General features: G+C 64.7%; 17 protein-coding genes. 5 read left to right on the top strand and 12 right to left on the bottom strand.

Annotated features, from left to right (window positions below):
• Positions 1-33 precede the first annotated feature (33 nt).
• Positions 34-1047, top strand: a complete 1014-nt coding sequence (locus JWM94_RS11735; protein WP_299426903.1) for a substrate-binding domain-containing protein — start codon at positions 34-36, stop codon at positions 1045-1047.
• 24 nt (positions 1048-1071) lie between these two features.
• Here JWM94_RS11735 and JWM94_RS11730 read toward each other — a convergent pair whose 3' ends face one another.
• From JWM94_RS11730 to JWM94_RS11720, 3 genes are read right to left on the bottom strand one after another with little or no spacing between them, the layout of a single operon-like run.
• Positions 1072-2604: a tryptophan halogenase family protein gene (locus JWM94_RS11730; RefSeq protein ID WP_299426900.1), complete on the bottom strand. Its 1533-nt coding sequence runs from the start codon at positions 2602-2604 to the stop codon at positions 1072-1074.
• A gap of 18 nt (positions 2605-2622) precedes the next feature.
• Entirely contained in the window at positions 2623-3114 is a 492-nt protein-coding gene (locus tag JWM94_RS11725) for a PIN domain-containing protein (RefSeq protein ID WP_299426897.1), read from the bottom strand.
• The gene (locus JWM94_RS11720; RefSeq protein ID WP_299426894.1) at positions 3114-3362 is read right to left on the bottom strand and encodes a type II toxin-antitoxin system Phd/YefM family antitoxin; all 249 of its coding nucleotides are present in this window, start codon (positions 3360-3362) and stop codon (positions 3114-3116) included. The genes JWM94_RS11725 and JWM94_RS11720 overlap by 1 nt, the downstream gene beginning before the upstream one ends.
• Positions 3363-3563: 201 nt before the next feature.
• Here JWM94_RS11720 and JWM94_RS11715 point away from each other — a divergent pair, with 201 nt between their 5' ends.
• Positions 3564-4940 carry a cation:proton antiporter gene (locus JWM94_RS11715; RefSeq protein ID WP_299426891.1) on the top strand — a complete coding sequence of 459 codons (1377 nt, stop codon included), beginning with the start codon at positions 3564-3566 and terminating at the stop codon, positions 4938-4940.
• A gap of 10 nt (positions 4941-4950) precedes the next feature.
• Positions 4951-6171 carry an alginate export family protein gene (locus JWM94_RS11710; RefSeq protein WP_299426888.1) on the top strand — a complete coding sequence of 407 codons (1221 nt, stop codon included), beginning with the start codon at positions 4951-4953 and terminating at the stop codon, positions 6169-6171.
• A 6-nt stretch (positions 6172-6177) separates the two neighbouring features.
• Here the strand turns inward: JWM94_RS11710 and JWM94_RS11705 are convergent, their stop codons facing one another.
• The 6 genes from JWM94_RS11705 to JWM94_RS11680 form a co-directional block, all read right to left on the bottom strand.
• The gene (locus JWM94_RS11705) at positions 6178-7242 is read right to left on the bottom strand and encodes a LacI family DNA-binding transcriptional regulator (protein ID WP_299426886.1); all 1065 of its coding nucleotides are present in this window, start codon (positions 7240-7242) and stop codon (positions 6178-6180) included.
• Positions 7243-7246: 4 nt separating this feature from the next.
• On the bottom strand, positions 7247-8749 hold the full coding sequence (locus JWM94_RS11700; RefSeq protein WP_299426883.1) for a tryptophan halogenase family protein: 1503 nt from the start codon (positions 8747-8749) through the stop codon (positions 7247-7249).
• A gap of 8 nt (positions 8750-8757) precedes the next feature.
• A complete protein-coding gene (locus JWM94_RS11695; RefSeq protein ID WP_299426880.1) occupies positions 8758-9783 on the bottom strand; it encodes a cupin-like domain-containing protein in 1026 nt (341 codons plus the stop codon).
• Entirely contained in the window at positions 9776-10492 is a 717-nt protein-coding gene (locus JWM94_RS11690; RefSeq protein ID WP_299426877.1) for a SapC family protein, read from the bottom strand. The genes JWM94_RS11695 and JWM94_RS11690 overlap by 8 nt, the downstream gene beginning before the upstream one ends.
• Complete coding sequence (locus tag JWM94_RS11685) at positions 10492-12036, bottom strand: tryptophan halogenase family protein (protein ID WP_299426874.1); 1545 nt, start codon at positions 12034-12036, stop codon at positions 10492-10494. Before JWM94_RS11685 ends, JWM94_RS11690 begins: the two co-directional genes overlap by 1 nt.
• A 109-nt stretch (positions 12037-12145) precedes the next feature.
• Positions 12146-15115, bottom strand: a complete 2970-nt coding sequence (locus tag JWM94_RS11680; protein WP_299426871.1) for a TonB-dependent receptor — start codon at positions 15113-15115, stop codon at positions 12146-12148.
• 226 nt (positions 15116-15341) lie between these two features.
• On the opposite strand from JWM94_RS11680, the gene JWM94_RS11675 reads away from it, so the two are divergent.
• Both JWM94_RS11675 and JWM94_RS11670 read left to right on the top strand, forming a co-directional pair.
• Positions 15342-17591, top strand: a complete 2250-nt coding sequence (locus JWM94_RS11675) for a beta-glucosidase (RefSeq protein ID WP_299426868.1) — start codon at positions 15342-15344, stop codon at positions 17589-17591.
• A 52-nt stretch (positions 17592-17643) separates the two neighbouring features.
• Positions 17644-18852, top strand: coding sequence for an MFS transporter (locus tag JWM94_RS11670; protein ID WP_299426865.1), 1209 nt, complete (start codon positions 17644-17646; stop codon positions 18850-18852).
• Here JWM94_RS11670 and JWM94_RS11665 read toward each other — a convergent pair.
• The 3 genes from JWM94_RS11665 to JWM94_RS11655 are packed head-to-tail and all read right to left on the bottom strand — an operon-like array spanning position 18849 to position 22064.
• Complete coding sequence (locus JWM94_RS11665) at positions 18849-20585, bottom strand: adenylyl cyclase (RefSeq protein ID WP_299426862.1); 1737 nt, start codon at positions 20583-20585, stop codon at positions 18849-18851. The genes JWM94_RS11670 and JWM94_RS11665 overlap by 4 nt on opposite strands.
• A gap of 4 nt (positions 20586-20589) precedes the next feature.
• Complete coding sequence (locus JWM94_RS11660; RefSeq protein WP_299426859.1) at positions 20590-21255, bottom strand: DUF6445 family protein; 666 nt, start codon at positions 21253-21255, stop codon at positions 20590-20592.
• The gene (locus JWM94_RS11655) at positions 21252-22064 is read right to left on the bottom strand and encodes a glycoside hydrolase family 16 protein (RefSeq protein WP_299426857.1); all 813 of its coding nucleotides are present in this window, start codon (positions 22062-22064) and stop codon (positions 21252-21254) included. Before JWM94_RS11655 ends, JWM94_RS11660 begins: the two co-directional genes overlap by 4 nt.
• Positions 22065-22099 lie beyond the last annotated feature (35 nt).

Below are 22099 nucleotides of genomic sequence, written 5' to 3'. Positions count from 1 at the left end.
TCTAGTCGGCTCCTCTTTCACAGCTTGGGCACAATGGGCACCAACAGCAACAACAATACAACGCTACAGGATCTGGCCAGGCTGGCCGGGGTATCGGTGTCGACGGTGTCGCGCGCGCTCAACGACGAGCCGGTGATCAGCACCAAGACCAAGCAGCGCGTCTGGGCGCTGGCACGCGAGCATAACTACCCGTTCCGCCACTATATGCCCGCCGCCCCGATCGGCGCGGAGGGTTCGATCGCGATCGTGACCCCGCACGTCCGCGGCCGCCCAGTGCCGCTGACGCACCCGTTCTTCCTGGAGTTGATCGCGCAAATCGGCGAGGCTGCGCGCGCGCGCGATTGCGATTTCGTCGTCAGCCATATCTCACCCGTCGGCTATGAAGATTTGGTCCATGCCGTGACGACCAGCCGCGCAAGTGGTGTGATCTTCTTGGGTCAGGGCGCACTGCACGACCAGCTCAACCAACTTGCGGCGACCAAGGAGCGTTTCGTAGTGTGGGGTGCGCACATTCCGGGCCAGCGGTACTGCTCGATCGGCTCGGACAACGTCCTGGGCGGCAAGCGCGCGACGCTTCATTTGACGCGGATGGGCCGCAAGCGAATCATGTTCCTGGGCGGCAGCGATCCAGAGGCATCGCAGCGCCGGCGCGGATATCTCGACGGCATCGCCGAAAGCGGATTGGCGGGCGACCCCAAACTGATCGTGCCGGTCGAGTTCGAACTCGAAGCGGCGGAAGCGGCGGTCGCGCGGCTGATTCACGAGGGCGTAACATTCGACGGCGTGGTAGCGTCGTCCGACCTCATCGCCCTCGGTGCGATCCGCGCGCTCCGGCGATGCGGGCTAGCGGTGCCGAGCGATGTGTCGGTCGTCGGCTATGATGACATGTTGCTCAGCAGACTGAGCACGCCGGCCTTAAGCACGATCCGCCAGGACACGGCCGAGGCTGGGCGTCTCTTGGTGTCGCGCGTGCTCGACTTCTCCCCCGACCATTCGCCGGTCCATTTGCCGACGGATTTGATCGTACGCGAATCTTGCGGGGGCTGAGAAAAAGGATGGGAAGCGCGTCCGCTAACTTCCGGCGTTGATCTGTTCGACCAAGTCGCGATGCGACGGTAGTTCGCGGATCGCCTGATCCCCGAAATTGCGGATGCGCGCGAAAATGGATGCCTGATCGGAGTCGGCATCGCCGTTCGCGGGAATCATCCGCTCGGTGCGGAATTCCATTCCGTAGAGGACATATTGGTAATTGAAGAAAGCAAAGGTTTCGACGTCGAGCAGGAAGTCGAACCGGCCCGGCGGGCGGAAGCGCCAACGCTCCAGCATCGCCTTCAGCGGATCGGGGATCGACGCCGGATCGGCATTGTCGCGCCAGAACGGCTCGTCGCGCCGGCTCAGGCAATAATGCAGCTTCAGAAAATTGACGAGGTTGTCGTAGCGCGCGGTCATCAGAGCATTGAAGCGGTCGGCCGGCGCATCGGCGGGCCCGTTGAATGGAAACAGTTCGGCAATCATCGCGGCCGCCGCCTCGATCACCACGATGCCGGTCGATTCGAGCGGTTCCACGAACCCGCCCGACATCCCCACCGCGACGCAATTGCCGACCCATTGCCGCACGCGCCAGCCGGGTTCGAACGAGATCAGCCGAGCCTCCTCGGCCCGGTGACCCACGCCGGGATGCGCCGCCAGGATCGCACGCGCGCGGTCCTCATCGATATGGGCAGATGAGTAGACGCAGCCGACGCCGCGCGTGTTGCGCAGGCCGATGTCCCACAGCCACCCTGCCTCGTGCGCGGCGGCAATGGTATAGCTAGGCAGAGGCGCGTCGGCGCAATCATTGGGCACGCGGCACGCGAGCGCGCGGTCGGTGAACAAGTGGCGTTTTGCGGAAAGGAACGGCTCGCCGAGCGCCGCCCCGATCAGTTCGGCGCGCAACCCGGTGCAATCGATATAGAGGTCGGCCTCGATCCGCCCGCCGCGGTCGAACTGCAAGTGATCGATCGTGCCGTCCTCGGCGATCGTTGCGGAAACCAGCTTGTCCTCAACGTGCCGCACGCCCAGCTCCTGCCCGCGCGCCGCGAGCAGCCCCGCGAGCTTCGCGGCGTCGAAATGATAGGCATAATTGAGCGGCGCGGCGAACCCGCCCTCGGCGGCGGTCTTGGGGCCGCGTTGCTGCTCCGACACGCAATGCTGGATCGTAACCGCCTCGGCGAACGGCGGTCGGGTCGTCGGATCTTCGGCCAGCCAGTGCGACACGAGGCTCTCGTCGTGAGCGTAAAGCGGTGCTTCGAAGGGATGGATGAAATGGCTGTGCTTGCCACCCACGGGCGTGTGCACCCAATCGTCGAAGCGGATGCCCTGCTTGAACGTCGCGGACGTCCGTCGGATAAAATCATATTCGTCGATACCGAGGAATTGCAGCGTGGTGCGGATCGTCGGAAAGGCGCCCTCACCGACCCCAACGATCCCGATATCGGGCGACTCGACAAGCGTAACCGACAACGACGGATGCCGCACCAGATCGAAGAACTTCGCAAGGTAACACGCGGTCAGCCAGCCCGCAGTGCCGCCGCCGACGATCAGGATGCTGCGCCTGTTCTCCATGCCCGAAGCCTAGCCTGCCTAGCTGCGCACGAATAGGTTCTTGACCCAGACCGGCGCAGCGCGTGCGGCCTGGCGCCAGTCGTCGACCGCGGTCTCGGGCACGAAGCCGGTCGGGTCGAACAGCTTCACCCGCGCCGCCTTGAACGCGCGCGGGCGCAACGTAACGAGGGTGAAGCCGTGTTCGAGCGCGGTTGCTGCGAGCAAGCCATCACGCTGGTCGACGTAGCCAAGCTGCGCTGCGCGGCGGACCACCGCGGCATCGACCGACAGCACGCGACCGTCGAACGCGCGCATCACATGATCGTCGAGCCACGCGCGCCACTGCGCGCCGCCGCTACGGTCCTTCCGCGCCACCTGCCCGGCTTGCGCCTCCAGCTCGTGGAGCGTGATCACCGAGATGAACAGGCTTTCGCGCGCGATCCCCGACGCCCAGGCGGTGATGCCGGGATCGGCTTGCCCCGCGCGCGCATTGCGCAACGCCGCGACGATTGGCGTGTCGAGCAGATGCATCAGCGCCCGACCAGACGCGGACGCCACGGATCATTGGCAGCGCGGTCTGCACCGGGATCGGTCAGGCCTGGCATCGCAAGCATGTCGACGATATTGTCGGTTTCGCCCGACAGACGGCGAAAAGCTTCGATACTCATCAGCACGTGCGTCGGGCGCCCGCGGTCGGTTACGAACACCGGTTCGAATCGCGCGGAGCGCTTCGCCTGACTGACGTCCTGATTGAAGTCGCGGCTCGAAATCGCCTTCACGGCCTGTTCCCGTCAACGTCAATAATGTAGGTACGTTACTACTTTGTAGCATCATCGCAACACAAATCGCGTCGCCGCCGGAAAAGTGACCGGCGTCCCGCCAAAGCGCGCTTTTTGGGATTGCGAACGTTCACAATTCTTCTTCTCCTTCCACCAATCGCGGCACCCAAGCGCCGCACCGGGATCAAAAAGGGGAGAGAAATGCAGCAGGATGTAATCGGCAGCCTTGTGTCGACGGTGACGGGAATCCTGTCGCCGCACGGCCCTGCGGTCGCGGGCGCGGCGAAGAGTTTCGCGCCGGGCGACTTCAGCATTCACTTCTTTCTCCAGCTCGCCGTGATCCTGCTCGCGTGCCGCGTGGTCGGCTGGGCCGGCAAGAGGCTGCTCGGCCAGCCGCAGGTGGTAGGCGAGATGATCGCCGGCGTGATCCTCGGGCCGTCGCTGCTCGGCTTGCTCTTGCCCGGATTTGAGGGCGCGCTGTTCCCCAAGGAAACCAAGAACGTGCTGTATGCCGGCGCGCAGTTCGGCGTTGGGCTGTACATGTTCCTGGTCGGCACCACGCTCCGCCTCGACCATTTCCGGTCCAAGGCGAAGAGTGCCGGCGCGGTGTCGGCCGCCGGAATTGCCGCCCCGTTCCTGCTCGCCGCGCTCATCACGCCGTGGCTGCTCGGCGTCGACGGGCTGTTCACGTCCGGGATCAGCCAAGCCAACGCGACCCTGTTCATGGGCGCGTGCATCGCGCTGACTGCCTTCCCGATGCTCGCGCGGATCATCAACGAGCGCGGCCTCGCCAATTCATCGCTCGGCACGCTGTCGCTGACCGCCGGTGCGTTCGACGATGCGACCTCGTGGTGCGTCCTCGCTCTGGTGCTCGCGACCTTTGGCGGTGGGCCGGGCGTTGCAATCCTCGCGATCGGCGGTGCCGCGATCTACGTCGCGTTTATGCTGATCTGGGGTCGCAAGCTGCTCGAGCCGCTCGGCCGTGCGGTCGAGGCGAAGGGCGAGATGAGCACCACGGTCCTTGCGATCACGATAATGCTGTTCTGCATGTCGGCGTTCCTGATGGACGCGATCGGCATTCACGCGATCTTCGGCGGCTTCCTGCTCGGCGCCTGCATGCCGCGCGGCCTGTTCGTCGAAGAACTCAAGCGCAAGGTCGAGCCGCTCGCGGTCGTGCTGCTGCTGCCGATGTTCTTCACCTATTCGGGGCTCAACACCCGGATGGACATGGTCAATTCGCCGACCCTGCTGCTGATCGCGCTCGGCATCCTTGCTGTGTCGATCCTCGCCAAGTTCGGCGCATGCTGGGCGGCAGCGCGGCTGTCGGGCGAGGATAACCGGACGGCGCTCGGCATCGGCGCGCTGATGAATTCGCGCGGGCTGATGGAGCTGATCATCATCAATATCGGGCTGCAGAAGGGTATCATCGGCCCGACCCTGTTCTCGATGCTGGTGCTGATGGCGATCGTGACGACGATGATGGCAGGCCCCGTGTTCGAGCTGGTCTATGGCCGCAAGGCGCGGGCGTCGGGTGAGCTGGACCAGCTCGACGGCGCGCTGGCGAGCAGCGCAGCGTAAGGGGCGGCAGATGCGATTGACGAACAAGCGGGCACTGCCGCTCGCGCTGCTGGGCGGCGCACTCTATTCGGGACCCGCCGGCGCGCGGGACATCAAGCTCAAGCCCCTTATCGACGCGCGGCTGCGCTACGAGCATGTCGATCAGGACGGCATCGCCGACCCGTCCGACGCGGTAACCATGCGCATCCGCACGGGCGTGCAGGCGAAGACCGGGCCGTTCTCTGCCTCGGTCGAGGCCGAGGCGACGCTGGCAATCGCGGGCGATTATTATGACGGTCTCAACGGCCGCCCGCTGCCGCTGATCGCCGACCCGCAAAATATCGAGCTCAACCGTGCGCAGATCGCGTACGAAAAGAACGGCTTTACGCTGATCGCCGGGCGACAATTGCTCGAACTGGGCGACCAGCGCTTCGTCGGCTCGTCGAGCTGGCGGCAGAACCAGCAGACCTTCGATTCGGTGCGCGTCAAGTGGGCTCGCGGCAAGTTCAGCGTGGACGCGGCTTACTCGTGGGACGTGCGCACGGTGAACGGGATCGACGGCGCCGGCGCGCGGCCGCGGTCGGTCCCGGGCGACAATTGGTTCGGGCAAATCGCCTATGCCACGCCGATCGGCACGTTGAGCGGCTTCGCCTATCTGGTCGATCAGGACTTGCCCGCGCTGTCGGGGTTCCGCCTGTCGAGCCAGACCTATGGCGCGCGCTTCGCCGGCTCGCACCCGGTCGCGAAGGGCTGGAAGCTAGCCTACGCCGCCAGTTTCGCTCGGCAGAGCAACTGGCGCCGTAACCCCAACGACTATGCCGCGAGCTATTACCTTGGCGAGGTCGCCCTAGCCGGTCCGGTCTGGTCGGCAACGGTGGGCTATGAAGTGCTCGGTGCGGACAAGGGCGTCGCGTTGACCAGCGTCCAGACGCCGCTCGCCTCGTTCTTCAAGTTCCAGGGATGGGCCGGCAAGTTCGGCTCGACGCCGCCCGACGGCGTGCGCGACCTCTACGGTACGGTCGCGGGCACGTGGAAGAGCAAAGGCGTGCTCAGCGGCTATGGTGTCGCTGCGACGTACCACCGCTTCGCCAGCGATCGGCTAGTGCGTCTCTACGGCGCCGAAATCGACGCGATCGGATTCGTCAAGCGCGGGCGCTACACGCTCGCTGCGCGCGTTGCGCGATACGAGGCGAAGCGCTTTGCGACCGACACGACCAAGTTTTGGCTGACGCTCGAATGCCTGTTCAACTGACCGCAGCTAGCGGCGATCCGGTTGCGGCGGGACGGTCGATGCCCGCACAACGACGGTGGCCGGCACGACGATAGGCGTTTCGACAGCCTCGGCGGTGCCGGCGCGTTCGGCGATTATAAGTTCGACGGCGCGCGCCGAAACTGCCGCGATCGGTTGGACGATCGCGGTGAGCGGCGGGTGCGTGAAACGGACGATTGGCGTGTCGTCGAAGCTGATCAGCGACAAGTCGCTTGGGACGCTGATTCCCTCTTCTCGCGCAAATTCCAGCGTCGCGAGCGCCATCTGGTCGTTGCTGGCGATGATCGCGGTCGGTCGCGCGGTCGAACCGAGTAACGCCCGCGCCGCTACGGTGCCCGAAGCATAGCCGAAATCGCCGTGCGCCAGCAGCCCGTCGGTCGCCAGCCCGGCCGCCGCCATCGCGCTCCGCCAACCGTCGACGCGCCAGCCGCTGAGTTCGTAATCGTCGGGACCGGAGATGAACCCGATCCTGGCGTGCCCCAATTCGATCAAATGCTCGGTCGCCAGCCGCGCCGCGCGCTCGTCATCCATGGTCAGCGCGAAGCCAGGCCCGGGCTTGATCGACCCGATCCGCGCGAAGCTGATCTTGTGATCGACCAGCAGATCGATGATCAGTGGGTTCTCCGAATGCGGCGGGGTCAGGATCACGCCATCGGGCTGGAGCGCGGCGATCGCACCGAGCAGTTCGCGTTCGATATGGTCGCTATGCGTATCGACCAATTCGACGATCATGCGATAGCCGTGCTCGGCGCACGTCAGCATGCCGCCGAGCAGCATCTGATCGACCCAGTCGGTGCCTTCGCGCGATTGCCAGCCGGCGATGGTGCGCTCGCGATCGTTGAGCGCGAGGATCAGATAGGAATGCGACCCGCCCATCCGTTGCGCGGCGATCGAAGGCACATAGCCGAGCTTTCGGATCGACGTCTGTACCCGCTCGATCATCTCGGGGCGGACATTGGGTTCCTTGTTGATGACCCGGCTGACGGTTTGCAGCGACACGCCCGCATCGGCGGCGACGTGCTTGATCGTGACGGTCTGCTTGCGGCGCGCCATGCGGCTATGCCGTAGCGGCAGGCTGGGGCTGCTGTATACCGCAATATCGCGCCACGTACGCCGCGTGTTCGGGCAGCGATGCAACGGTGCGCGTCACGTTCTGGCGCAGCATGCCGAGAAAGCGGTCGAGTTCGTCGTCGCTCAGCTTTTCGGCGACCGGATGCCAAGCCCTGGGCACGATCCCCTGCCCCATCATCACCTGCACCCAGCTGTTCTCCGCAAACAATTCCTCGTTTTTGCGGAATACCCGGCCGGTCTCACGGAACAATTCGATCTTCTGCGCGAGCGTGTCGGGGATCGGCATCGCCGCGCAATAGCGCCAGAACTCGCTATCGCGACGGTCGGTCGCCTTGTAGTGCAGGACGAGAAAATCGAGGATCTGGCGCATATCCTCGTTCTGTTGGTCGTTGAACTCGGCAACGTCGCGATCGCTGATCTCTCGGTTGGGCATCATCCGGAGCAGGCGCAGCACCGCGCGTTGGATCAGGTGAATGCTGGTCGATTCGAGCGGCTCCATGAACCCACCCGACAGGCCGACCGCGATGCAGTTGCGGTGCCATTGCTTGCGGCGCGTTCCCGCCGCGAAGCGCAGGACGTTGGGCTTGGTCAGCACCTCTCCCTCGATATTGCCGAGCAAGCGGTCGAGCGCTTCGTCCTGGCCGAGATAGCGGCTGCAATAGACGATCCCGTTGCCGACGCGGTGCTGCAGCGGAATGCGCCATTGCCAACCGGCATCGTGCGCGATCGCGCGGGTATAGGGAACGGCCGGGCCGATGCTTTCGGTCTGCAGCGCGATCGCCGAATCGCATGGCAGCCAGTGCGTCCAGTCGTCGAACCCGGCCTGAAGCGCGCCTTCGATCAGGAGCGCCCGGAATCCGGTGCAATCGAGGAACAGGTCGCCCTCGATGCGCGTCCCGGATTCGAGGACCAACGCCGCGATGTCGCCGCTCTCGCCGTCGAGTTCGACATTCGCGATCTTGCCCTCGACGCGCGTCGTCCCGTCGCCCTCCGCCATCGTGCGCAGGAACTTCGCGTAGAGCGTTGAATCGAGTTGGTAGGCATAGTTCATGCCGTCATCGGGGAGATGCGCGAATTTGCCATCGAGCGCAGCGATCAGCTCAAGGCAATAATCGTCGTAGGACTGTTCGTGCCCCCTGGTCTGGCCATAGAGCCAGAAATGCTGGAACCCCGCCGACCAGTGATCCTTGCCGGTCGCCCCAAACGAGTGGAAATAGCGGTGCCCCGGCTCCTTCCAATTGTCGAACAGGATGCCGAGTTTGAAGGTCGCGCTCGTGGCGCGCATGAAGTCGGCTTCGTTGATACCGAGCAGCCGGTTATAGGTGACGAGCGGCGGGATGGTGGATTCGCCCACGCCGATCGTGCCGATCGCATCGGATTCGATCAGCGTCACCTCGACAGTGCGACCCATCGTGCGGGCGATAGCGGCGGCAGCCATCCAGCCGGCAGTGCCACCGCCTGCTACGACGATCCGGCGTGGGCTGTGCATCCCGCCACTCACTGGCTCAGCTGCCGGAGCAGGAAGGCGCGGATCCGACCCGCCGTGTCGGGATTCAGGGGAGCGAGAATGCTGCGTCCTTCCTCGGGAATATGTGCGGTGACGTCGTCACCATTGCCGAAAACATAGTATTCGAACAGATCGCGCCACTTCGCCTTCTGATCGTCGGGTAAATCCCGGATCGCCAGAATCGCGTGCGTCAGCGCCTCCTGCGGTTGGCCAAGCCAGCGCGGCGTTTCGCGCCACCAGTAGTTGATCAACACATTGAAGGCATCGAGCCCCTCGACATGGTGCCACCACATGGCCGGGATGTAGAGCGCGTCCCCGGCCTCCAGCTCGGCAACCTGTGCGTGGGCGAGCGCCTCCGCGAAACGCGGATAGGCATCGAAATCGGGCGCGTGAAAGTCGACCATGCTGATCGCGCGGCCGGCTGGCGTATTGTCGACCGGCCCGAGATAGAGGTTGCGGAACTGCTCGTGCGGAAACAATGTGAAGCGCCGCCTACCAACCGCCACGCACGCTAGATTGTCGGGAATGTCGTTGTGCGCAGCAATCCGCGTGCGTGTGCCCATCCAGATGCTGTCGATCGTAACGCGATCGCCGAGATCGACATGGTTCGCCTTGCTCAATCCGTCGAAATATTCGTGCATATCGACCGACGCGAGATAGATTGGCAGCGCCTCGTCGCCGAGCGCGTCGATCTTCGCGAATATCTCGGGCAGCTTCGCACGTGTCGTGCGGAAGTTCATCGCCATTGCGGCATCGTAGAAGAAGCGCCCGTCGCCGCCAGGTTCGCCGACCGACACGGTGAAGGCATGATCGCGACGGCGGCGCACGATGTAGTCGCGCGCGGCGCGCGCTGAGCGTTGACCCGCTTGGACCAACGGCCAGTCCGCGACCAAGCCGCGCACGATGAACGGGCTGTCCGTCGCGCGGAGTTGCGCGTCGAGTGCCGCCGGGCCATCGATCGCGACCTCCGGAATGCGCGCGAGCGCCGCGAAAATGCCGGGATCGGCTTCAGCCATTTGCGACCGCCGCGTTCTTGCGCGCGATGAGCTCGCGCAACCGCCCGATCGAAGCGACCGCCATGAAAATCGGCATCAGATGATCGTCGGTGCTCAGAGCTCCAAGGGCTTCGGCGTCGAGTCCAGCCAGCCGCGCCTCGTCGATCACGTGAAATCCGACCAGTCGGTTGGTCGATCCGTCGTCGAGGGTAATTTCGAGACTAAGCGGCTCGAGCAAATCATGCCGCCGGAGCGCCGCAAAGAAATCGCCCGACCCCGCGTAACCCGCGTCAAGCGCGCCCAGTTGATCAACGATCGCTTCGAGATAGGGCGTGGGCCGCCCCTCTTCGTCGAACACGCGCATGCCGTCGTCACTTGTCGCGATGCGCGCGCTGGCCATATCGACATGCACTTGGTTTCCGGGCTCGCCGGGCTTGCCGCCGATCAGGAAGGGTTGGGTTCGGATCGCGAGCGGCACATAGCCCGCGTCCCAGCAAGCCCCCTCAAGGAATAGATTTTCCCCGTTCTCGAACCCGAACATCGCCAGTGCGGAAAAAGCGTCACGCTCGATGTCGCGTTGAAACAGGATAGGATAGTGCGCCTGCACCTCGCGAAATTCAGATGGCATCGCCATGCAGCACATCACGGCGTCGCCAAGCGCCGCGCCGCGATCGGTGCGGACGCGAAGGTCGCGATGGTCGTCTGCGGTCAGGACGGCATGGTCGGGCATCAGGAGATCGGTTCCATCGCAGCGGGAAACGACGCGGTACGGAGCGCGTCGAGATACGATCGGTTGGTCGGCAAGCTCGCCGCGAGCGAGCGCGAACGCTGCTCGACCGAGGCGAGACCGACTGGAGGGCCGGCGCGCACGGCCCGTGCAGTGGGCGGCGCGAAGTCCATACCATAAAGCACGTACTGATAGCTCGCAGCCGGAAAGATCTCGTCGATTGCAGGGAAGTCGGCGGTCGAGGGCGGCTGATACCGCCAGACGGTCAGCAAATCGGCGAGGCGCGCGGGGATCGTCGCCGGATCGCGATGGTCGCGCCAATAGGGCTCGTCGCGGCGGCTGAGTATGTAATGCAGCTTGAGGAACTCGACGACGCGGTCCCAGCGATAGCGGAACAGTGCGTTGAAGCGCGCGGCGTGGATCGGCATCACCTCGCGGGTCACCGGGAAATTGTCGAGCAGCGTATTGAGCGACAATTCGATCATTACGATCGCCGACGCCTCGAGCGGTTCGAGGAATCCCGCCGACAGCCCGATCGCGAGGCAATTGCGTTCCCAGAACTTCTCGCGGTGCCCCGACGTGAAGCTAAGCCGGCGGAACGTGGGCACGTCAGCGAACCCGGCGTTGTGCAAATATGCCTCAAGCGTCGTCGCCGCCTGATCGTCGCTCGCATGGCGCGAGGAATAGACGCATCCCACCCCGCGCCGCGTCGGTAGCCCGATGTCCCAGATCCACCCCGCGGCGTGCGCGGTGGCGTTGGTCTGCGATGCGATCGCGCTGCCCGCCGCGACCTGCACTTGCACCGCCAGCGCGCGGTCGTTGAACAGCTCTCCACTACGGTCGATGAACCCGATGTCGAACACATCGCCGATCAGCAACGCCGCGAGCCCGGAGCAATCGACAAACAAATCCCCCGCGACCGCGCCGGTGTCCCGCGTCCGCACCGCCGCGATGTCGCCGTCGTCCGCCCGCTCGACCGATACGACATGGTCACGGATGTGCCGCACGCCGAGCCGTTCGCGTCCGTGCTTCGCCAGCAACGCGGCGAGCTTTGCCGCGTCGAGGTGATAGGCATAGTTCAACACCCCGGCATAATCAGGCATCGCGCGCTGGCGCGAGGCGAGATCGCGCGCGCAGATCGCGGGCTGCGCGCTCACCGCGTCTGCAAACGGGCGTGCGCCCGGTTCGCGCTGCCACGCCGCAATCAGGTCGCGCGGATCGCCGCCAGCGGGCGGGGTAAAGGGATGGAGGTAATAATCGTCTGCCGCTCCCGTCAGCCAACCGCCGAAGCGCGACCCCTGCTTGAACGATGCATCGCAGGCGAGCAGGAACTCGGCCTCGCCGATTCCGATCGTCTCGAGCGTGCGACGCATCGTCGGCCACGTGCCTTCGCCTACGCCGATCGTCGGCACGTCAGGGGATTCGATCAAAGTCACCGAAATCGGCGGATCGGCAAGCGGATCGGCTCGCGCAGCGACGAGGCAGGCTGCGAGCCAACCCGCGGTACCGCCGCCGACGATTACGACCCTGTTCACGGGGGTTTCCACGCGTGCTTTCCGAACCTCTAGCTCCAGCGACCTGCCACCGGCCTGAAAAGAAAGCCACCCTCTTGGCGAGGGTGGCCTTTAGTGGAGGAACCGTCGGCGAGGAACCCGATCAGAAGGCGAACCTGACGCCCGCCGCATAGCGAGCATCTTGTCTGGTCACGAAGGTCACGTTGCGATCCGATCGGCGATGGCCACGCCGGTCCGCACCCAGCACGTTGATACCTTCGGCGAAAATCGTCAGGCCCTTCATGAACGTGAAGCTCGCGCTGGCGTCCACCTGGCCATAAGCCTCTGTGTAGAACGGGTTGGTGCCGCCGCCCGCAAGGAATTTGTCGCGCCAGTTATACGCGACACGCGCCTGCAATCCGTTCTTGTCGTAAAACAAAACCGCGTTGGCGCTGTTCGACACGCCGTTGACCGCGAATTGCGAGATGCTGGCAGGCAGGGTGTTGTTGTAGTCGCGGTTGCTGTTGACGATCGTATAATTGAGGATCGTGCCGAACCCCGTGTTCCAGAACGTGTGCGTGATCGCGAACTCGAACCCGTTGATCGTCGCGGTATCGTTACTGTTGAACGGCTGCGAGATGGTGAACGGCACCAACGGATCTGCCGCGGTGCCGAGAATGAAGCCCTGCGGCGTCACCGTCCCGGGGTAATTGATCGAGATGAAGTTGGCGATCTGGGCATAGGTTGCATTGGCGCCGAGCGCTGCGAGCGCAGCGGCATAACGTGGTCCAAGCGCCGGGTTGGTCACGCCCGGGGCCGTGACCTTCACCTGCGTGGTGCCGATATAGTTCGACACGTTCTTGTGGAAATAACCGACCGAAATGTAGCTGTCGGGCTTGTAGTACCATTCGAGCGAAGCATCGATGTTCTTCGATTTGTACGGCACGAGCCCAGGATTGCCTTGCCCGCCCGTGCCACCGCCGACGCGGAATAGCTGGTCGAACGTCCGGCCACCCTGCAACTGGTCGTAACCAGCGCGCGTGATCGTGTGGCTGTATGAGGCGCGGAACTTGACGTTGTTCAGCGGCTCGATGTCGAAGTCGATCGACGGCAGCCACTCATTGTACGAACCCGAGAAGCTCGTGAAGCTGTTCTGCGTCGCATAGAGAATGTTGAACTCGTTTGCCGAATTCTGGCGCGAGCCGATCGGGATCGGCACCAGTGCTGACGATTTGATCACGGTATTTTCGTAGCGGAGACCGGCGATCAGGTGGCCGGGGCGCGAGAAGGCGTTGAACTTGCCGTTGATCTGAACATAGGCCGACATCGTCTTTTCACGGATGCGGCGGTCGGTGGTGAACGGCGTGAGGCAATTACCATCGCCGCCGCAAATCGCGTAATTCTTGTCGAGAATCGAGACGAGCTGCTCGAAATTGTAATTGTAGAAAGACGGGATCACGCCGGCAGAATTGGCGCCATCGATCCCGCTGAACTTGTCGGGAATAGTGACCAGGTTGAAGATGTCGTCTGGCACGGTCGCGGCACCGTTGGGCAGGCCGCCCCACGTATCGTTCTGCAACACGCTATAGGCCGACCGGACTTTGTTATCGAGATAGCCGAGGCCGAAGTCGATCGAGTCGAGGAAGCCCTGGTCGTGATCGTAACGGCCCTTCAGCTGGGCCTGATTGATCTCATCCCTGAAATACGAGTTGCGAAACGCGTTGCCGGTCGGCGTGATCAGCGATTTATTGAGGCGGTCGCTCGCCGGATACATCGTCACCGAGATTACCGGGAAATCTTTGTCGAAATTGACCGTCTGGCTCTGAATGCCGAAGATTGCGGTGCCAACCGAGACACTGTTGCCATAGATGTTGTTCGGCTTCGACTCGGCCGTCGAGTGATGCCCGTCGAGTTCGATCGTGACTCCGCCCGGCGCCTTCCAGACCAGATTGCCGCCGATCGACTTGTTCTCGCTGCGATAGGCGGTCAGCGCGCTGGAATAGGAAAGATCCTTGCCCTCGTTGATGCCGAAGCGCTCGGTGTAGAAAATCGGCCCCGCCACCGGACCGTCGGTCCACGCGCTCGATGTGTCGTTATGGTTGAACCAGATACCGACATTGGCATTGCGCGTTTCGACCGTTTCGCGCGAATAGGTGTAGTCGAATGTCGCGGTCAGATTGTCGGTCGGGCGAAATTGCAGGGTCAACTGGCCGTTGATCCGTTCGCGGTTGACGTCATTGAGATCGTACGACGCGTTTTGGGGTACTTCGTAGACGTCGGTCGCCTTGGGCCGGTTTGTGATGTTAGCGTAACGCGGATCGCCCGGCATCGCCAGCGAGCCCCAGTTGTTCTCGTTGCCCAGATAGCCGTCGCGCCAGCCGACATTGGCGGTGTTCGAGCTCGACTTGCGCTTCTGATACGACCCCGTCAGCAGGATGCCGACCTTGTTGTCGGCAAAGGTATCGCTCAAAATGCCTGATACTTCGGGCGTAATGTCGTTCTTGCCGTTCTGAGACAGGTCGTAGACGCCCTTGACCGAAACCGATCCGCGAAGCCCGGGCTTGTCGAACGGGCGCGGCGTGCGGATGTTGATCGTCGAGCCGATACCGCCCGAGGGCACGCTCGCGCGGCCGGACTTGTAAACTTCCAGCGCCGCGACGCCTTCGGACGCCAGGTTGGCGAAGTCGAACGAGCGCGACGATGGCGCGCTGTTGCCGTCGCCGATCGTCGATGTGGGCATCGCGCGGCCGTTGAGGGTGACCAGATTATATTCGGGGCCGAAGCCGCGAACGGTGACGAACTGGCCTTCACCGTTCGATCGGTCGATCGACACGCCGGTGATGCGCTGCAGCGATTCGGCGAGATTGGTGTCGGGGAACTTGCCGATATCCTCGGCGGAAATCGCATCGACGATGCCCTGCGCATCGCGCTTGAGCGCGATCGAGCTGCGCAAGCTGGCGCGGATTCCGGTGATGACGATGTCGTTGCCATCGGGTGCGGGAGCGGCGGACGGATCCTGCGCTTGAGCCTGAGGGGCGTCCTGCGCCGCCGCCAGATGCGGCACCGCCGCGATCGCCACGGCCGAAACGCCCAACAACAGCCGCGACAGCGAGCTAGCCTTAAAGCTGCGCATATCCATCCCCTTAATACAGCACGATCAACGCCGCGCTTTTATTGAGAACGTTCACATGTCTCTTTGCGTTTTTGCTGTCAAGCCCGGTCAGGACCAATTGACAGCAATGTTCGACGATGGGTTGAGAACGTTCTCAAACTGTGCTGTTTGTGCCGCATAATCGGTGTCCGAGGCCCGGGCACATAGCATAGCGGCGCCCGTCGGATGCCGAATCAGGGGAGAGGGAATGGCGAAACGGATCGCAGCGATGCTGCTCAGCGCGTCGATCGCGGCCATGGCCGGGACGCAGGTCGTGCTGGCACGCGACGTACCGCCGGCTGCCCAGCCGGGCGATGCCCGCGCGCGCGCGCAAGCGATCGTCGCCCGGATGACGCTCGACGAGAAGATAGCGCTGGCCCACGGCCTATTCCCGCCCCGCGCCAAGGGGAAGACGGCCAACGAGCTGATCCCCTCGGCCGGCCATATCGACGGCATTCCGCGGCTCGGCGTGCCGCTGATCCGCGAGAGCGACGCGTCACTCGGCGTCGCCAACCAGGTCGAGCAGCGCAAGGGCGACGTTGCGACCGCCCTGCCCTCGAGTCTTGCTACCGCCGCTACTTTCGATCCCGAGATCGCGCGGGCGGGCGGGGCGATGATCGGCTCCGAAGCACGCGCCAAACGGTTCAGCGTCCTGCTCGCGGGCGGCGTCAACCTGACGCGCGACCCCTCCAACGGGCGCAATTTCGAATATCTCGGTGAAGACCCATTGCTCTCGGGCGTGATGGCCGGCGCGCATATCCAGGGCGTCCAGTCGAACCGCATCGTCTCGACGATCAAGCATTTCGCGCTGAACGCGCAGGAGACCGGGCGCCACGTGCTCGACGCCCGGATCGACGAGGCGAGCCTTCGCGAGAGCGACTTGCTCGCGTTCCAGATCGCGATCGAACGCGGCAATCCCGGGTCGGTGATGTGCGCGTACAACAAGCTCAACGGCGATTATGCGTGCGAGAACGACTGGTTGCTCAACAAGGTGCTGAAGCGCGATTGGGGGTATAAAGGCTGGGTGATGAGCGACTGGGGGGCGGTCCACTCGACCGCCAAGGCCGCCAATAACGGGCTCGATCAGCAATCGGGGCAGGAACTCGACAGCGCGATGTTCTTCGATGCGGCGCTGCGCGAGGACGTCGGCTCGGGCAAGGTGCCGATGGCGCGGCTCGACGACATGGTCGTGCGCTACCTGACCGGGCTGATCGAGACCGGATTGTACGACAATCCGGTGCCGGAGAAGCTGCTGCCGATCCCCTACGCGAAGAACGCGCTGGTCGCCGAACGCGCGGCGGAGGCCGGGATCGTCTTGTTGAAGAACGAGGGCAACATCCTCCCGCTGGCAGGCGTGAAACGGATCGTCGTGATCGGCGGGCGCGCCGATGTCGGCGTGCTGTCGGGAGGCGGGTCGAGCCAGGTGCGCTCGGTCGGCGGCGCGCCGGTCGAGATTCCGCTCAGCACCGGCGCGGCTTCTTCCTTCGCGCGGATCACCTATCACGCCTCATCCCCGCTCAAGGCGTTGCGGGCGGCGATGCCCGGCGCGATCGTCACGTTTGTCGACGGGCGCGATCCGGCCGCCGCGGCAGAAGCGGCGAAGAAAGCGGACATGGCGATCATCTTCGCGACCCAATGGACCACCGAGGCGCAGGACGTGCCCAACCTGTCGCTGCCTTATGGCCAGGACACGCTGATCGACGCCGTCGCGGCCGCCCAACCGAAGACCGCAGTTGTGTTGGAGACTGGCGGGCCGGTACTGATGCCCTGGCTTGCGCGCGTGCCCGCGGTGGTCGAGGCATGGTATCCCGGCCAGCGCGGCGGCGAGGCAATCGCCAATATCCTGACCGGCAAGGTCAACCCGTCGGGTCGCCTGCCGATCACCTTCATGGCGAGCCCCGACCAGGCGCCGCGCGCTGCGGTGGTCGGCCTAGACAAGCTCACCGCGCTCGACGCGCAGGCCGCCGCCGATCCGGCCAACGCCGGCAAGTATCAGCTCAAGACCTATCCGGTCGACTATATCGAGGGGTCGGATGTCGGCTATCGCTGGTACGAGAAGAAGCGACAAACCCCGCTTTTCCCGTTCGGTTACGGCCTCAGCTACACGAACTTCAGCTATCGCAACCTGACCGTCAGTGGCGGCAAAACGCTCAGCATTTCGTTCGAGGTGGTCAACAGCGGCAAGCGCGCCGGCGCCGACGTGCCGCAGCTCTATGTCGCGCGCGACGGGACTGGCACGCCAATGCGGTTGGCGGGATTCCAGCGCGTGACGCTGAAACCCGGTGAGGTCCGCCGCGTCACGCTGACGGCCGAACCGCGCATTCTCGCCGATTACGATACGTCGCTGCCGGGGTGGCGGATCAAGGAGGGCACGTACCGCGTGGCGCTCGCGCGCAATGCGATCGACCGCGGGATGACGACCACCGTCAAGCTCGATCCGGCGACGATGAAGCCCTGACCACAACAGCCGAGTTGCCGATCGGCTTCGGCAGGCCCAACGTGCGCTGCCGATGACTTCGCGTCCCGCCCCTCTGCCGACTGGCGGCAACCGATCGTTCGGGTTCCTGCTGGTCTACGCCATCGCCAACGCCGGTGGGGTGATCGGCTTCCTGCCGTTGCTGACGCTGCTGCTGCCGATGAAGATCGAAGCGGTGGCTGGCGATGCGCGGATCGGGGTGATCACCGCGACGGTGATCGCCGGTTCGACCGCCGCCGGCATCTCCAATATCCTGTTCGGGTGGCTCAGCGACCGATCGGTGGCGCGCGGTGGCGGGCGGCGGCGTTGGGTGGCGGCCGGCGTGATCGCGACCGCGCTCGCTTATGCCTGCATCGCGCTCGCGCCGACTCCCGGCGCGATCATCCTCGCGACGATCGCATTCCAGGCCGCGCTCAACGCGACGCTGAACCCTTTGGTCGGGATCATGGCCGACGAGATTCCCGACGCGCAGAACGGACTGACCGGCGGCCTTCTCGCGCTCGCCAATCCGGTGGCGTCGGCGGTGATGGCGATCGTCGTGATGAGCTCGCTGGGCGAATCGTCGCGGCTGGCGATCGTGGTGTTCGCCTTTGCCGCGTGCATCACGCCGCTGCTGATCGCGCGCAGCCGTCCGCTGCCGATCGTCGACGCGCCGCGCGCGACGGTGGTCGGGCTGCGCCGCGACCTTGCTTTCGCCTGGGCGGCGCGATTGCTGGTGCAGATCGCCGGCGTCGTCCTGCAGCTTTACCTGCTGTATTATTTCGAGAGCGTCACGCCGGACGAGCCCAAGGGCGATCTGGCCGCGCATATCGGGCATTTGTTGACGATATCGTTCGTGGTGGCGTTGCCGATCGCGATCCTGGCCGGGCGGCTGTCCGACCGGATCGATCGCCGCAAGCCGTTCCTGCTCGGCGCCGCGACCGTCGCGGCGCTGGGTCTGCTCGGCATGGCGCTGGCGCGCGACTGGACCAGCGGGGCGATCGCGTTCGGCATTTATTCGGCGGGGTCTGGCATTTTCCTGCCGCTCCACGCCGCCTTCTCGATCCAATTGCTACCCGATCCGCGTCATCGCGGGCGCGACCTCGGGCTGCTCAACCTCACCAACACGCTGCCGTCGCTGCTCGGGCCGCTGCTCACATGGAGCCTCGCGACGCCGCGCGACTTCGGGACGCTGATGCTCGCGCTCGTCGTTCTCACCTTTTGCGGCGGGCTGGCGATCCTCGCGGTGCGCGGGCGGCGCTAGGGATAGGCGACGAGCGTCTGCTTGATCGCGCCGGGGCGTGCCGCCACACCGGCGTCGTTGACGATATGCGCGATCGTTCCCTTGCCCCCGCCGAGCGAGATCGTCGTGATATTGGCGAAGCGCACGCCCGGCCTGCGCGGCGCCTCGATCGCGCTTTCCAGCACGATGCTGGGGTCCGCGGTGAAATTGGCGTAGATGCCCATCGCGACTGCCTGATGATCCGCGACGCTATCGGCGACCTTGTAAGCCGCCCAGCCGCGCGTCGTCCCGGCCATATAGGCAGCTTGGCTCGGCGGATCGTAGGGCAGCTCGTTCTGATAGAACCAGGTCCGCCCGCGCTCGCCGTTCCACAGCGTCTGATACTTTTCGAAATGCTCGACGAACAAGGCGGACATCGTCACGTCGTCGCCGTTCACCACCAGCCCCTGATTGCCGACATTCTCGCGCCAGCCGACGTGAATCCGCCCGTTCGCGCGATCGCCATGGTCGGCGCGCCAGATCCACATATGGTCGCCGATCACGTGGTGGCTGTTGACCTCCAGACACGTGTCGGCGGTGCCAAGCGTCGCGCCGCCGACGCGAAAGAAGACATCAGACAGCGACGTCGGGTTCGCCCGGTGGTCGCGGTTCGATCCGCGTGGCCCGATCTCGACCAGCACCGGCGACATGACCGGCCCGGCATCGATCAGCAGCCCGGCGAGCACCACGCCGGGCACATCGGCCACGACGATCGCCTTGCTCCCGCCCTCGGGCAACAGCGTTGCGAGGCCGAGGCCAAGCAGGATCGAGTTGGCGCGATCGACCTTCAATGGTTCGATCAACCGATAGATACCTGGCGTGAGCAGCACGTGCATGCCCCGCGCCAGTGCCGCATTGATTCGGCGCGCCGGCATATCGGGCCGGGCGATGAAGAATCGCGACAGCGGAATCGACGTGCCGCGCGGATTTCCGCTGCCCCAGCTCGTTCCGCGCGCATCGCGGCCCACCGCGGGCACGAACACCGCCCACGCACCGGCTTTCGTGAAGTAGACGAACGGTTTGTCGCGCATCACCGGCACGGTTGCGATGCTGGTGTAGGGCGGCTTGGGAAAGCTCGTCGCAGGCGCGCCATCGACGCCCATGAACATCATGTTCCAGTTCGACCCTTCCCAGCCGCGGATCTTGCTGGTGCGCGTGAACCATTGCTGCTGGCTGCCCGAGCGGATCGTGCCGTCGATCCGGCAATCGGCCATGAACCCGCCGCTCGACCAGCCGCCATCGTCGAGCGCCAAGTCGCCGCGTAGATGCACACGGCGATAGGGTGCGGCCTGCGACACCGCCCAGCGATCTGCACCTTCGGGCGGGCTGACGCTGAGATTCTCGACTCCGCGCCAGAAATTGTCGAGCGCCATGCCCTTGGCCCAATCGGCTTCGACATGGACATGGCCGTTGATCGTAACATCGCCCGGCAGCGCGCCGAGTCCCACGACTTGGGTGAAGAAGCCGACATTGACGTCCAGGTTGTAATGACCGGGTTTGAACAGGATGGCGTGACGCCGGTCGCTGAAATGCGCGCGCTCCATCGCGGTGAAGATTGCGTCGAGCTTCGCCTGAACCGCGGCGCGCGGCATCGACGGGTCGATGACCAGCACGTTGGGACCAAGATCGGGGTCGCGCGCCGCTTTGGCGGAGCCGGCGACCGCCAGACCGGCAAGGCCCCCGACCACCGCACGTCGTGTCGGTCTGAACGTCATACCCCTACTCCCCAACCGACAGAAACCCGGTAATCGTCAGCCGCCCCACCGCCGGGTCTGGCGACAGCATCGCGTCATGTTGGATCGCGCCGCTATGGAGCAGGCAACTGCGATAGAGTAGCGCGCGGTTGTACCGCGCCTCGGCCACCATCACGCGTTCGAACAGCGGCGTGTCGCCCGCGATAAAGGCGGCGGGCGGTGGTCCGACGTGGCGCAGCTCGGCGGCGAGCTGGTCGGTGTAGATCGCCGCGCGGCACTCATCGACGGTCTCGAACCCGGTCGAACGGTGGCGGAAGAACGCGGTGCCGCTCTCGGACGACAGATAGTGGATCAGCGCGATGCGGCCCCGCGCATGCGCGTCGCAATGCGGCAGGCGCTGGCCGACCGAGAGGTTCTCGGGCCGCGTGGTGACGATCGAATAACTGGCATCGATCACGTCGACCGGACCGGCAGCGCCGAACGCGTCGGCCAGGACCTGCGCGATGCCGCATAACTGCGTCGGCAGATAGTCGTCCGGCAATGCCGCGCGGATGCCCGGATAATGATGCGCTGCCGGACCGAACGCTCGAGTCATCGCGAACGCACGCAACGCGTCGGGGTCGGTCGCGAAATCTTCGATCACCACGACCGGCTCGCGCTCGTGCCCGATAGGCTGGATGTCGATCTTCATCGCGCCCAATATCGCACGTAATCGACCGTCATGCGCTGTGGTAGAGCGGCATCGTCGACGCCTTTCGCTCCCCCCCAATCCCCGCCGATCGCGAGGTTGAGGATCAGATTGTACGGTCGCACGAACGGCCACGCGCCCTTGCCGCCGGGCTGCTCGTTGGCGACGCGCATATAACCGCGCCCGTCGACCCCGATCACGATCGCGTCGGCCCGCCAGTCGAGCTGGTAGGAATGAAACTCGCTGCACGCCGACGCCACCGCGATCTCCGCCCCGCGCTGCGTACCCAGGCGGTGGTTGAACAATCCCGTGTGAAGCGTCGCGTGCACGGCATCGGGCTGCCAGCCGACCATCTCCATCACGTCGATCTCACCCTGATCGGGCCAATTGCCGGTCGATGGCAGCAGCCAGATCGCCGGCCACGTGCCGCGCGCGCACGGCAGCTTGGCGCGCACTTCGTAGAAGCCGTAGCCGCGGGCTTCGCGGCTGACGAGCTTGGCCGAACTATAAGCTTGTCCGCCATAGTCGCGCAGCGCCGACAATCTTTCGCGCCGCGCCTCGATGACCAAACTGCCCGTCTCAATTCGTGCATTAGCCGGCCGCGCGGCGGCGTAATATTGCAGCTCGTTGTTGAACCAGCCCTGCTTGTTGCGCGACGTGTCGAACCGCCAGGCGCGCGTGTCGATCGTCTTGCCGTCGAACTCGTCGGCCCAACTCGGCGCGGCGGCGGGCGGCGCCATCGGCACGTCGACCGAATAGTTCGTTGCGGCTAGGCTGACCGCCTGCGCGATTGCCAGGACGAAACCGGCCATTCGATCCTCTCCTTGCCACGCGCATTGTGAACGTT

The organism is Sphingomonas bacterium (assembly GCF_028289855.1).
GTDB lineage: Bacteria > Pseudomonadota > Alphaproteobacteria > Sphingomonadales > Sphingomonadaceae > Sphingomonas.
Note: the sequence above shows the minus strand (reverse complement) of the source record. Positions and strands in the feature narration are given on the sequence as shown.

Excerpts from the sequence above, each read along its gene's own strand:
- JWM94_RS11700 (WP_299426883.1), bottom strand. The coding sequence starts at position 8,749 with ATGCACAGCCCACGCCGGATCGTCGTAGCAGGCGGTGGCACTGCCGGC.
- JWM94_RS11725 (WP_299426897.1), bottom strand. The coding sequence starts at position 3,114 with ATGCATCTGCTCGACACGCCAATCGTCGCGGCGTTGCGCAATGCGCGC.
- JWM94_RS11715 (WP_299426891.1), top strand. The coding sequence starts at position 3,564 with ATGCAGCAGGATGTAATCGGCAGCCTTGTGTCGACGGTGACGGGAATC.
- JWM94_RS11705 (WP_299426886.1), bottom strand. The coding sequence starts at position 7,242 with ATGGCGCGCCGCAAGCAGACCGTCACGATCAAGCACGTCGCCGCCGAT.
- JWM94_RS11730 (WP_299426900.1), bottom strand. The coding sequence starts at position 2,604 with ATGGAGAACAGGCGCAGCATCCTGATCGTCGGCGGCGGCACTGCGGGC.
- JWM94_RS11675 (WP_299426868.1), top strand. The coding sequence starts at position 15,342 with ATGGCGAAACGGATCGCAGCGATGCTGCTCAGCGCGTCGATCGCGGCC.
- JWM94_RS11690 (WP_299426877.1), bottom strand. The coding sequence starts at position 10,492 with ATGCCCGACCATGCCGTCCTGACCGCAGACGACCATCGCGACCTTCGC.
- JWM94_RS11655 (WP_299426857.1), bottom strand. The coding sequence starts at position 22,064 with ATGGCCGGTTTCGTCCTGGCAATCGCGCAGGCGGTCAGCCTAGCCGCA.
- JWM94_RS11695 (WP_299426880.1), bottom strand. The coding sequence starts at position 9,783 with ATGGCTGAAGCCGATCCCGGCATTTTCGCGGCGCTCGCGCGCATTCCG.
- JWM94_RS11670 (WP_299426865.1), top strand. The coding sequence starts at position 17,644 with ATGACTTCGCGTCCCGCCCCTCTGCCGACTGGCGGCAACCGATCGTTC.
- JWM94_RS11665 (WP_299426862.1), bottom strand. The coding sequence starts at position 20,585 with ATGACGTTCAGACCGACACGACGTGCGGTGGTCGGGGGCCTTGCCGGT.
- JWM94_RS11735 (WP_299426903.1), top strand. The coding sequence starts at position 34 with ATGGGCACCAACAGCAACAACAATACAACGCTACAGGATCTGGCCAGG.
- JWM94_RS11710 (WP_299426888.1), top strand. The coding sequence starts at position 4,951 with ATGCGATTGACGAACAAGCGGGCACTGCCGCTCGCGCTGCTGGGCGGC.
- JWM94_RS11660 (WP_299426859.1), bottom strand. The coding sequence starts at position 21,255 with ATGAAGATCGACATCCAGCCTATCGGGCACGAGCGCGAGCCGGTCGTG.
- JWM94_RS11680 (WP_299426871.1), bottom strand. The coding sequence starts at position 15,115 with ATGCGCAGCTTTAAGGCTAGCTCGCTGTCGCGGCTGTTGTTGGGCGTT.